Here is an 11,337-nt window from a genome sequence, read left to right on the forward strand (position 1 = left end):
GCGCCCTTTTCTGTTGCCCGCGGCCATCCAGGGCGCCTCGCCGCCTTCCGGTGGCGCCCAGGCCCAGGCCCAGGTCCAGGTTCACGAGAGGGATTGTCCTCAGCTGCGTCCCTGCAATTGGTTCGCGGGCTGGTCAGCTTCCGTTGTACTCGTCGTCGGTGATGTGCTCGCCCCACGTGGTGGTCGTCGCTGCGTCCTCGCCGTTCTGGAGCATCGCGATATGTTCCATGAAGCAGCCAGGGGCGGCCGCGTGCCAGTGCTCCTCGCCGGGCGGCGTGTAGAGCGTCTGGCCGGGGTGGACTTCGACGATCTTGCCGTCCCGGGTTCCGAACGGGCCAACTCCCTGGGTGACGCGGAGGTACTGGCCGTTTTCGTGGGAGTGCCAGGCGGTGCGGGCTCCGGGCGCGAAACGGACGGTCGCGACCACCATCGTCTGATCCGGCTCGTGCGGGAGCGCGATCGGATCGAGCCAGACGTCGCCGGCGAACCGGGCCGGCGGGTTCTTCGCAGTGGGGACAGTGGGTTCGATGTTCATGGTGATCCTTACTTGCTCTCGGTGAAGAGCCGCTTGGCCACGCCCATGGCGGCCATACCCTTGGGCCAGCCGGCGTAGAGCGTGACATGGGTGATGGCTTCGATGAGTTCTTCCCGGGTGACGCCGTTCTCAATGGCGCGACCAAGGTGGAAGCCGAGCTGTTCGGTGTTGCCGCCGGCGGTGAGAACGGCGACGGTGATAAGGCTGCGGTCACGGGCCGGAAGCTCCGGGCGGTTCCAGACGTCCGCGAACAGGACGTCGTCGGTGAGCTCGGCGAGCTTCGGGGCGAAGTCTCCGAACATGTTCCGGCCGCCGCCGATCTGTTGGGGTTGGTCAGTCATGATGTTCCTTCTTTCAGTGGAAGCTCGAACTGCTGCACAGAGCTTCATGCAGGGCTTCAGGCGCCTCGGCGGTCACAGTTGCTTCCGTCGCCGCGCCAGGGGCGTGAGTTCGTTGGCGCCGTAGCTGTTGTCGTCCGGGTTGACGGTAACGCCGGGTGCGACGAGCTGGTCGATGCGGTCCAGCACGTCGCTGGCCAAGGTGATGTCCGGGGCGGGCAGATAAGACTCGAGCTGTTCCATGGTGCGCGGTCCGACGATGGCGGCTGTGACGCCGGGGTGGTTGATCGCGAAGGCGATGGCCAGTTCGATGAGCGTCAATCCGGCATGTTCGGCCAGTTGGGCGAGTTCTTCGACGATGTCGAGCTTGCGCTGGTTGGCCGGGCTCGTCATGTCGAACCGGGCGTTCGGACGCGCGGTTGAGGTGGGCGCGGAGGCTGCATTTTTACGCCAGCGCCCGGAGAGCCAGCCGCCGCTGAGCGGGCTGTAGGTGAGGGTTCCCATGCCGTGGCGCTGCACCGTGGGAAGGATGTCCTCCTCGATGCCGCGGACCAGGATCGAGTACGGCGGCTGCTCGGTGACAAACCGCTCCAGGTTGCGTTCCCGGGATGCCCACTGGGCTTCCACGATCTGCGACCCGGAATACGACGAGGAGCCGATGTACCGCCCCTTCCCCTGGCGGACCAGATCAGTGAGGGCGCCGAGAGTCTCCTCGACGTCGGTATCCGGGCTGGGCCGGTGCACCTGGTAGAGGTCGATGTAATCGGTGTTCAAGCGGCGAAGGGAGTCTTCCACCGCCCGCATGATCCAGCGGCGGGATCCACCCCGCTGGTTGGGATCGTCCTCGTTCATGGGCATGAAGAACTTCGTGGCGAGGAACACGTCCTCACGCCGGCCCTCCAGTGCCTGCCCGACGATTTCCTCGGATGCCCCGCCGGAGTAGACATCGGCGGTGTCGATGAAGTTAATGCCCGCGTCGAGGGCGCGGTGGATGATTCGAATGGAGTCCGCGGTGTCGTTGTTGCCCCAGGGGCCGAACATCATCGCGCCGAGGCATAGGGGACTGACCTGCACGCCTGTGCGGCCAAGGGGGCGATATTTCATGGGTGGCTTCTCTCGGTCTCAGGCTTCGGGGATGACCATGGCGAAACGCTCTTCGCGGGACTCGTCGGGGTCCGGTCCGTTGCGCACGCCGGTGTCGAGGGAGTCGATGGCGGCGAGTTCGTCGGCGCCGAGTTCGAAGTCGAAGACGTCGAAGTTCTCGGCGATGCGTGCGGGGTTGGTCGACTTCGGGATGGCTGAGCGGCCCTGCTGCAGGTGCCAGCGGATCATGACCTGGGCGGGGCTCTTTCCGTGTGTTTGTCCGATGCCGGCGATCGTCGGGTCTTCCATCACGTTCCTGCGCTTCTCGCCCCATCCGGGGTAAAAAGTGATGCCGCCGATCGGTGACCACGCCTGGGTAAGGATGCCGTGTTCGGTGTCCGTTGCCTGGACGGCCGGCTGGGCGAAGTACGGGTGCAGCTCAATCTGGTTCACCGCCGGGACGACGTCTGTGGCCGCCAGCAGTTGCTCCAGGTGATGCGGCATGAAGTTGCTGACACCGATCGCCCGGACGCGCCCGTCAGCAAGCAGGGTCTCCAGGGCCTTGTACGCGCCGACGGTTCTTTCGAAGCGGTCGGGGGCGGGCTGATGCAGGATGAACAGGTCCAGGTAGTCGACGCCGAGCTTGCCTGTCGCCTTTTCCCAGGCGTGCAACGTCTGGTCGTAGCCGTAGTCACTGACCCAGACTTTGGTCTCGATGAACACGTCGGAACGGTCCAGGCCCGAGTTGCGGATGCCCTCACCGACCTCCCGCTCGTTGCCGTACGCCGCGGCAGTGTCGATGTGCCGGTAGCCGGCCGCCAGCGCCGCTTCGACGGCCGCCGTCGTTTGCTCCGGCGGGCTTTGGAAGACGCCCAGTCCGAGGGCGGGCATCGTGACGCCGTTATTGAGAGTAAGTTCCATGTGCATGCCTTTCACGGTATTCAGGTGTGCGGGATTGTGGGAGGGCACGTGAGTACCCCCTTTTCGGATGTAGACAGGTCAGCGGGCGGCCTCGGCCAGGGGTGCGGGTGCGGCCCTGAGCGGTGTCGGTAGCTGGCGAGGATGATCGCCAGGATCGCCGCCGGGTGGGCAGTAGTTGCGGGTGCAGGATTCATGTTTTCCATGGAACCGTGATTTCCCAATGGCGGGGAGTCACGGTCGTTCCGGGTAATGCCAGTGCCTCCCTCGTCGCATTGGCCGCGGGTAGCGTGGAGGCCATGACACACAGCGACGACGTGCGGAAGTTCCTGACCTCCCGCCGTGCCAGGATCACGCCGGAGGAGGCCGGCCTCCCGGTCTACGGCGGAAACCGCCGCGTTACCGGGCTGCGCCGCGAGGAAGTCGCGATGCTCGCCGGGATGAGCATCGATTACTACATACGCCTTGAGCGCGGAAACCTCTCCGGCGCCTCGGACAGCGTCCTTGAAGCCCTCTGCCGTGCACTGAAGCTTGACGACGCCGAGACGGCCCACCTTTTTGACCTGGCCCGCGCGGCCACGGCCGCTCCCCGGGTGCGGCGAAAGCGCAGCCCGCAGACGGTGCGGCCCAGCGTGCAACGCGTCATTGATGCGATCACGACGGCGCCGGCCTGGGTCCGCAACGACCGCGGGGATGTCCTTGCCGCCAACGAACTCGGCCGTGCACTCTACCTGGACATGATGGCTGAGCAGGTGACTCCGCCGAACAGTGCACGGTTCACCTTCCTGAACCCGAAAGCGCGGGAGTTCTTCGCCGATTGGGAACGCAGCGCGGACGACATCGTCGCGGTCCTGAGGTCCACCGCCGGGAAAAACCCCTACGACAGGGACCTCACGGACCTGATCGGAGAGCTTTCGACCCGCAGCGAGGAGTTCCGCACCCGGTGGGCGAGGCACGACGTGAAGTACCACCGCACCGGCCGCAAACGGCTCCACCACCCGATCGTGGGGGACCTGGACCTGAGCTTCGAGGCACTGGAACTGCCCGCGGACCCCGGACTGCGCATCAACGTCTACACGGCAGATCCCGGGACACCCTCCGAGGACGCCCTGAAAGTCCTCGCCAGCTGGGCCGCCACCCAGCGCGAAACGGCAGCGGCCGCAGTCAGGGAGAAGGAATGACCGATCGTTCCTCCACCGTGCTCATTGTGGGCGCCACCAGGTCAATGCCCGGGTCCGGTCACGATCTTCTTTCGTTCGGATTCGTGCGCGCCGCCCTTCTTTGCCAGTGTTGAGCACGCCTCCTCGATATCCCGGGCGAGCGTGTCGACGTGCTCGCGGCTCATCGTTTCCTTGACCAGCGCACGCATGATCGTCACGTCCTGGGCGTTCGGCGGCAGGGTGTAGGCCGGCACCATCCAGCCGCGTTCGGCCGAGAGCTGCCAGGCAATGTCGAACTCGTCGTAACCGGGGTCGCCGGCGAGCCGGAACGCAACCAGGGGAAGCTGCTCCTCGTCGGGGCCGATGATCTCGAACCGGCCCATGGCCTCCAACTTCTCGGCGAGGGCGCGGGCGTTGGTCTGCATGTTCTGCATGATGTAGGTGTAGCCGGCGCGGCCATAGCGCACGAAGTTGTAGTACTGGGCGAGAACCATCGACGAGCCGGTGGAGAAGTTCAGGGTGAACGTCGAGTCGGTCTTGCCGAGGTAGTTCTCCTCAAAAACAAGGTCCTTGGCCAGGTCGGCCTTCTCCCGGAAGATCAGCCAGCCGATGCCGGGATAGACCAGTCCGAACTTGTGCCCGGAGACATTGATCGAGCGGACCTGCTCGAGCCGGAAGTCCCACTCGGAGTCCGGGTACAGGAAGGGCCAGACAAACCCCCCACTGGCCCCGTCCACATGCAGCGGCACATCAAGGCCCCGCTCACCTTTGATCCGGACCAGCAGGTCGTTGATGCCGACGATGTCGTCTTTGTGCCCGGTGAACGTAGTGCCCAGCACGGCTGCGACGCCGATGGTGTTCTCATCGATATGGGCCTGCACGTCCTCCGGGCCGATCGTGTACTTCCCCGGCTGCAGGGGCACGATCCGCGGCTCGACGTCGAAGTAGCGGCAGAACTTCTCCCACACAACATGCACGTCGCCGCCGAACACCAGGTTAGGGCTCGACGTCGATGCGCCGGCGGCCTCGCGGCGTTTGCGCCAGTTCCACTTCAGGGACAGGCCGCCGAGCATGATCGCCTCGGACGATCCCTGGGTCCGGGCGCCCGTCGTCTCGCCGGGAGCGTGGAAAAGGTCTGCGAGCATCCGAATGCAGCGCTGCTCGATTTCGGCCGTGCGGGGATATTCGGCGTGGTCGATGAAATTGCGGTGCAGGTTCGCTGCGATGATCTGCTGGGCCTGCGGCTCCATCCATGTCGTTACGAAGGTCGCCAGGTTGCGGGCCGGATCACCCTCCAGCGCCAGGTCCTCCGACACCAGCCGCAAAGCGTCCTCAGCAGGAATGCCGGTCTCCGGGAACTCCCGGCTCGGAACCTCCTGGGTGACAAATCGGTTGCCGAACAGTGCCACGTCGGCGTCCGCCGGCTGGGAATTTATTGACATCACTTCTCCTAAAGAGACTGTTGAAAGGGGGTTACGGATGAGCTCCACGGCTTGCAGGAGACGAGGCGTCGGTGGATTCTGGACTCAGCATCAGAACCGCGCCGGTGAGAAAGCACAGGCCTCCCACAAATGTGCCGAGATTGGACAGCTCGGCGTTCCAGACATCGCCGCTCGACGGTATGACAAACGCCGCGACAGCCGAGATGCCGAACGCAACCGAGCCGGCCACGTTGATCACGCCGATCTTCCACGTTCGAGTCCTGGGCCGGCCGGCAATGGCGCCGCGACCGGCATCCCGCAACGCCACCCCGCTTGAAACGAGGAAGGCGACTGACCCCAAAGCGTCGGGTCGCCACACTTGCTGCTCGGTCAGCGCCGCACTGAGATTGACCCGCATTGCGTTTGCCGTACTCCAGTTGAACCACAGCGTGCCGGCAAGTTGAACCGCGCCAGCAAGCCAGCCGAGATTCCGTGGCGCCCATACCCAAAACGAATGGCGCCGCGTGGCACCCACGGCCGGGAGCGCGTCAACGGCTTCGCGGTACTGCAGGAACGCCGCACAGGTGAAGAACAGCGAACCGACGAAGAACGTGGCTGCACACAAGCGCAATCCCACGGCCTCGGCGTATAGCGGCACCGCTCCCAGGGCGAACAGACTCGAGCCAATGATGAACAACCAGGCGGTCCACCGGTCCCGTACGGTCAAACGGCCCGCGCTCGAGATCTCAGTCATTGTCGGCCCTCGAGGCAGCCCGATGGTGGACCTTGCCGCCAGCGTCAGACGCCACGGGCCCTTTCGGGCCCGGGACCGGGAGCACGTTGGAGATCACGAAGGCCACCGCCACAGCCACCACCACCTGCGGTGTTACCGCCACACCGTCCACTCCCAGCAGCAGCGTGGCCAGCAGGGTCGACGTCAACGGCAGCCGCAGCATGGCTGCGCACATGGCTCCCATGCCCATGCCGAGTCCTGCCGCGAGATTCATTCCGGGCAACCCGCTCGCGACAATACCGAGCGCCGCACCGATGAACATCGAAGGGAACACGGGCCCACCACGAAAAGCGCTCAGGGAGAGCCCGTAGGCCAAGGCCTTACAAACGATCAGCAGGAGGAGCGCCGCAAGCGAGTAGTCCGTGGCGTGTTCGACCAGATCCGGAAGGGCGTCCTGCCCCGAAAACAAGACCTGCGTGAAGCTGTTCCCAGAGATCAACTGGTAGGCCATTGCGGCAAGACCGATCAGCAGGCCGAGCCCGGAGGTCACCAACATCCGGTTCAGGTGCACGAGCGGACGAAGCGAGAGCCCGACCCAGCGGATCAACCATCCCAACAGCGCACCGACGACGCCCATGATCACCGCCCAGCCCAGCGTCGCCAGGGTCGGCGGCACAGCAGGCGGCACGACGGGCAGCGCCAGCGAGAAGCTGCCCAGCCCGGTCCAGCCGTCCAGGCCGACGAACACCAGCGCCCCGACGCCGGACGCGAGCAGTCCGGGCAGGGCCATCAGGCTCAGCGTCATTCCCCCGATCCCGGCGGCCTCCATGATCAGGAATGCACCGAGCACGGGGGATCCGAGCAGGGTACTGATCGCTGCGAAGCTGCCAGCCGACGCCATGATCGTCAGGGCCATCGGCGGAGCGTCCTTCTTCGCCAGGTGCACCGCCAACGCCCCGAGGCCGCCACCGATCGCGATCAGCGGACCCTCCGGCCCGAGCACCGCACCCAGGCTGAGCGTGGTCAGCGCCGCGAGAATAATGCCCACGAGCTCCCGGCCGCTGGGCGGACCGCCGCCCGTCTTGAAGCCGAAAGCCGGTGAGTGGCCCCCGGTTCCCGGCAGATACCGGATGGTCGACGCCGTCAACAGCCCACACAGCACCAACCACGGAACCGGCCACCAGGCAGGAGCGGGACCCCCGAGGACTTGTTCAGGCAGGCCGACGAAGACGTACTGCTGGACAACCGCGACCAAAGCGAGAAAGCCGTACGCAATGACCGAGATGGGAACGCCCAAGACCGCAGCCAGCACGAGCGCAGAGATGTACGCCCTGGAACGAATGACGACGGCCGGATCGAAACTGGGCGGCGATGCGGCAGGCTCGCTCATTCCCGGCAACCCGGCGCGACTGTGACGATCCGGGTGACCCCGAATGTCCTTCTTCCAGGTCGGGGCGGCGTGCCCGGCCGGCAACACCGCGGGTCACCGATGATCAACGAGCAGAACATCATCCCTCCTCCTTCCGCCAGACGGCGGGAGCCTTTAGCGAGGTCTCACAAGCGATAGAGGTGGTCCTTCAGATGTTCTCCAAGCTAAACCCTTCCAAGGGGGCAGTCGTCACCCAATGCGGGTGAAAGAGAACCAAAGCGTTGCGGTCACACCCCGGGTGCCCCCGCTCCGTCCGGGCGTGACCACGGCGTGACCGGGCGCTCCTGCCGGACGCCGTCCACCGTGATGTCCACTCGCTCACTGAAGAAACTGACAAGTCCGTGGATCTGCGCGGCGTCGCGGAGCCGCCGGTCATAGCTCCACGCGACGTTCCTGCCCTGCTCGGAGCCAGGGTAGCTCCAGTAGCTCGCCTGGCCCTTGTACGGGCAAATGGTCCGTTTGGGGCTCTCTTGCATCAGATCCAGCCGCACATCCGACGGCGGAATGTAGTAGCGCACCGGCAGCATGGTTTCGTAGAGCAGCTGCGCGCCGTTCGTCGTGGCGAGCGTTACGCCGTCGAGCCCTACCTCAACGGTGAGCGAGGACGCCCGGATGTCCACACGGTGGAACGGATCACGTGGGTGGCCGATGATCTCCTCGTCGTCCTCGAGCCAGTCGAAAGCGTTGAAATCCAGCACCACGTAGCCGGCGAGGTCGGGGTCCGCCGGCCGGAAGGCAGCGCGGGGCAGCCTCGCATGGGGAGCGACGACGTCGAGCTCCTCACCGGCCGCCGTGTGCCTGCCGAACGCCGTGCGCGGATCCAGCGCCCGCGGCCCCTCCCGGCTCACTCGGAAGCCGTGTTCCGGGACGTCGCCCGCCTGCTGCCCCGGCGGCGCCAATTGGGCACGGAGGTCGCCTTCGGAAACGGCGTAGACGGGGGTGATGCGTTTGGGCTCCCACACCAAGAGCGCACCCAGAGTGTCGACGACGGCACGCCCGCCCACCATGGCACGGACCCTTTTCGCGGTGGGCTGGTAACGCAAATCGGGGAACGTGCTGAAGAGGACGTCAGATATCTTCGTGGCCATGACTACAGGGTGGGCGTCCGTTATCCCGCCGTCAACGACTGACCCGGCCACCCGCCGGCCGGCAGGCGGTCAGCGGGGGACGTGAAGGCCGTGGAACGCCATGGTGATGACGTCGTCGGCCAGCTTCTCCGGGGACAGCGAGCCGCCCGGCTTGTACCACTCGACGATCGAGTTGATGGTGCCGAACAGCAGCCGGGTGACGGTGCGGGGGTCAATGTCCTGGCGGAGCGAGCCCTCATCCCGAGCCTCGGAAATCAATGCGGCGACCTTGTGGTCGAAGGTGCGGCGCCGTTCCAACGCATCCCGCTCGATCTCCGTGTTCCCGCGCAGGCGCAGCAGCAGCGTCACGAAGGGCAGCCGCTCCACCAGCACCGAGATGGTCTGGCGGACCACGAACTCCAGCCGGGCATCGGCCGAACCGGAGGTTGCCCCGGGCTGGTCCAGGATCGCCTCGAGCCCGCCCAGGGCGTGGTCCAGGGCGAGCTTCAGCAGGTCGCCCTTGGACGGGACGTGGTGGTAGATCGCGGACTTGGAGATGCCCAGGTTCTCAGCAAGGATACCCATCGAGGTGGCATCGTAGCCGTGGCGGTTGAAGACGTCGACGGCGATGACCAGCACCGACTGCTGGTCATAGCCGGGGCGGCCGCGCTTGGTGGTGGTTGCTGTGCTGGGCATAGTGGCTAGTTTCTCACGATCTGGTGCTCGCTCAGCCCTTGGGGCGCATGTCGTAGATCCGGCGCAGCTTGCCGTTGGACCGCTCCAGCGAGCCGGGGTCGACGACGTCGACGGTGCAGGAGGAGCCGACGTGGATCTTGATCTGCTGCTGCAGGACCTTGGCGGCGGCCGTGGCGCCCTCGACGGTGACGGTGTCGCGGCGCTCGATCTTGACGGTCAGCTGGTCCATGCGCAGGCCCTCGGGCCGGGTCAGCTCCAGCTGGAAGTGCGGGCTGAGCTCGGGGATGCGCAGGGCGATCTCCTCGATCTGGGACGGGAACAGGTTCACCCCGCGCAGGATGATCATGTCGTCGCTGCGGCCGGTGATGCGGCCCATGCGGCGGTGTGCCGGCCGTGCGGTGCCGGGCAGGAGCCGCGTGAGGTCCTTGGTGCGGTACCGGATGATCGGCAGCGCCTCCTTGGTGAGCGAGGTGAACACCAGCTCGCCCGGTTCGCCGTCGCCCAGCACTACGGTGGGGTCGAAGGCGTCGATGATTTCGGGCCGGAAGTGGTCCTCCCAGATGTGGCTGCCGTCCTGCGTTTCCACGGCTTCGCCGGCGACGCCCGGGCCCATGACCTCGGAGAGGCCGTAGATGTCGCAGGCCTTGAGGTTCATGGTGGTTTCGAGCTCGTGCCGCATTTCCTCGGTCCACGGCTCGGCGCCCAGGACCGCGTACTTCAGCGACGTGGAGGCCGGGTCGATGCCCTGCTTGATCATGGCGTCGGCGATGGTCAGCAGGTAGGTGGGGGTGGCCAGGATGGCATCGGGCTTGAAGTCCTGGATGAGGGTGATCTGGCGCTCGGTCTGGCCGCCGGAGATCGGGATGACGGTGCAGCCGAGGGCCTCGGCGCCGGCGTGGGCGCCCATGCCGCCGGTGAACAGGCCATAGCCGTAAGCGTTGTGCACCTTCATGCCGGGCCGGACGCCGGAGGCGCGCAGCGAGCGGGCCACAAGCTTGGCCCAGTCGGCGAGGTCCTTCTTCGTGTAGCCCACCACGGTGGCGCGGCCCGTGGTGCCGGAGCTGGCATGGATCCGCGCTACCTCGTTCTGCGGCACGGCGAACATGCCGAAGGGGTACTCGAGGCGGAGGTCCTCCTTGGTGGTGAAGGGGAACTTGCAGAGGTCGGAGAGTTCACGCAGGTCCGTCGGGTGGACGTCGGCCTCGTCGAACTTGCGCTTGTACAGGGGGACGCGGTCATAGGCGTAGGCCACGGTGTGCTGCAGGCGGCTGAGCTGGAGCGCCTCGAGCTCGTCGCGGGAGATGGTCTCCTCGCGGTCCAGGACAGCGTCGGTAGTGGCGGCGGCAGTTTCTTGGGTCATCAGTGGTTCCCTGTTTCTATTTCTTGGAGATGGTGCGGCTGCGGCCGCGGAACTCGGCGATGAGTTCCCACGTAGGGGCGTCGGTAGCGGTATCGGTGGGGAGCTGGCCCGGAAGGGTTGCTGCGGGGGCCGCGCCGGCCGGTGCCGGCTGCGGTGTTCCGGGCGCACCCGCGCCAGGGTCGGCGGCGTAGATCTGGATGTCGTACAGCCCGCTGCGTCCGGTGCTGGCGCGGCGGTTCGCGACGGCGGTCAGCACCTGTCCGCGGAAGGCGGGCTTCAGGAAGTTGATGTCGACGCCGGCAGCAACCGTGATGTTGCCGCTGTCGATCCCGGCTTCGCCGGGTTTCGGGTTGGCCGGGTTGCAGGCGAGGGCGAAGGCGGTGTCGCCGAAGGCGAAGATCATTCCGCCGTGGGCCATGCCGAAGCCGTTGAGCATTTCCTGCCGGAGCGTCATGCGGATCGTGGCATGCCCGTCGTCCAGCGCCAGGACTTCGATGCCCATCCATTCCGAGGCGTAGTCGTCTTTCAGGATGGGGTGGGTGGCCCCGGAAACCGTCAGTTCAGCCATGCGTCGTTGCCTCCAGCTTTATTTACCGA

At 66.1% G+C, this 11,337-nt stretch carries 12 protein-coding genes; 1 reads left to right on the top strand and 11 read right to left on the bottom strand.

The genetic code is table 11. From position 1 onward, the window contains the following. Positions 1–133 precede the first annotated feature (133 nt). From AC1DNG_RS10230 to AC1DNG_RS10245, 4 genes are all read right to left on the bottom strand, one after another. Entirely contained in the window at positions 134–535 is a 402-nt protein-coding gene (locus AC1DNG_RS10230; RefSeq protein WP_476887285.1) for a (R)-mandelonitrile lyase, read from the bottom strand. Positions 536–543: 8 nt separating this feature from the next. Continuing rightward, positions 544–876: a carboxymuconolactone decarboxylase family protein gene (locus tag AC1DNG_RS10235; protein WP_476850188.1), complete on the bottom strand. Its 333-nt coding sequence runs from the start codon at positions 874–876 to the stop codon at positions 544–546. A 72-nt stretch (positions 877–948) separates the two neighbouring features. Beyond that, positions 949–1,977, bottom strand: a complete 1,029-nt coding sequence (locus AC1DNG_RS10240; protein ID WP_476887286.1) for an aldo/keto reductase — start codon at positions 1,975–1,977, stop codon at positions 949–951. 18 nt (positions 1,978–1,995) lie between these two features. Next, the gene (locus tag AC1DNG_RS10245; RefSeq protein WP_476887287.1) at positions 1,996–2,877 is read right to left on the bottom strand and encodes an aldo/keto reductase; all 882 of its coding nucleotides are present in this window, start codon (positions 2,875–2,877) and stop codon (positions 1,996–1,998) included. 296 nt (positions 2,878–3,173) lie between these two features. Between AC1DNG_RS10245 and AC1DNG_RS10250 the strand changes: the two genes are divergently transcribed. Continuing rightward, entirely contained in the window at positions 3,174–4,055 is an 882-nt protein-coding gene (locus AC1DNG_RS10250; RefSeq protein WP_476850185.1) for a helix-turn-helix transcriptional regulator, read from the top strand. 41 nt (positions 4,056–4,096) lie between these two features. On the opposite strand, the gene gad is transcribed toward AC1DNG_RS10250, so the two are convergent. The 7 genes from gad to AC1DNG_RS10285 form a co-directional block, all read right to left on the bottom strand. After that, positions 4,097–5,476 carry a glutamate decarboxylase gene (gad, locus tag AC1DNG_RS10255; protein ID WP_476855571.1) on the bottom strand — a complete coding sequence of 460 codons (1,380 nt, stop codon included), beginning with the start codon at positions 5,474–5,476 and terminating at the stop codon, positions 4,097–4,099. A 31-nt stretch (positions 5,477–5,507) separates the two neighbouring features. Beyond that, on the bottom strand, positions 5,508–6,209 hold the full coding sequence (locus AC1DNG_RS10260) for a hypothetical protein (protein ID WP_476850183.1): 702 nt from the start codon (positions 6,207–6,209) through the stop codon (positions 5,508–5,510). Then, entirely contained in the window at positions 6,202–7,578 is a 1,377-nt protein-coding gene (locus AC1DNG_RS10265; protein ID WP_476872913.1) for a chloride channel protein, read from the bottom strand. Before AC1DNG_RS10265 ends, AC1DNG_RS10260 begins: the two co-directional genes overlap by 8 nt. A 266-nt stretch (positions 7,579–7,844) precedes the next feature. Next, a complete protein-coding gene (locus tag AC1DNG_RS10270) occupies positions 7,845–8,705 on the bottom strand; it encodes a DUF427 domain-containing protein (RefSeq protein ID WP_476887288.1) in 861 nt (286 codons plus the stop codon). Positions 8,706–8,774: 69 nt separating this feature from the next. Continuing rightward, complete coding sequence (locus AC1DNG_RS10275) at positions 8,775–9,380, bottom strand: TetR/AcrR family transcriptional regulator (protein WP_028276376.1); 606 nt, start codon at positions 9,378–9,380, stop codon at positions 8,775–8,777. Between the two features lie 31 nt (positions 9,381–9,411). Beyond that, on the bottom strand, positions 9,412–10,740 hold the full coding sequence (gene paaK, locus AC1DNG_RS10280) for a phenylacetate--CoA ligase PaaK (protein ID WP_476887289.1): 1,329 nt from the start codon (positions 10,738–10,740) through the stop codon (positions 9,412–9,414). A 16-nt stretch (positions 10,741–10,756) separates the two neighbouring features. Then, entirely contained in the window at positions 10,757–11,308 is a 552-nt protein-coding gene (locus AC1DNG_RS10285; RefSeq protein WP_476887290.1) for a hotdog fold thioesterase, read from the bottom strand. Positions 11,309–11,337: the final 29 nt, after the last annotated feature.

It is taken from the genome of Arthrobacter sp. 01T425 (assembly GCF_056398725.1).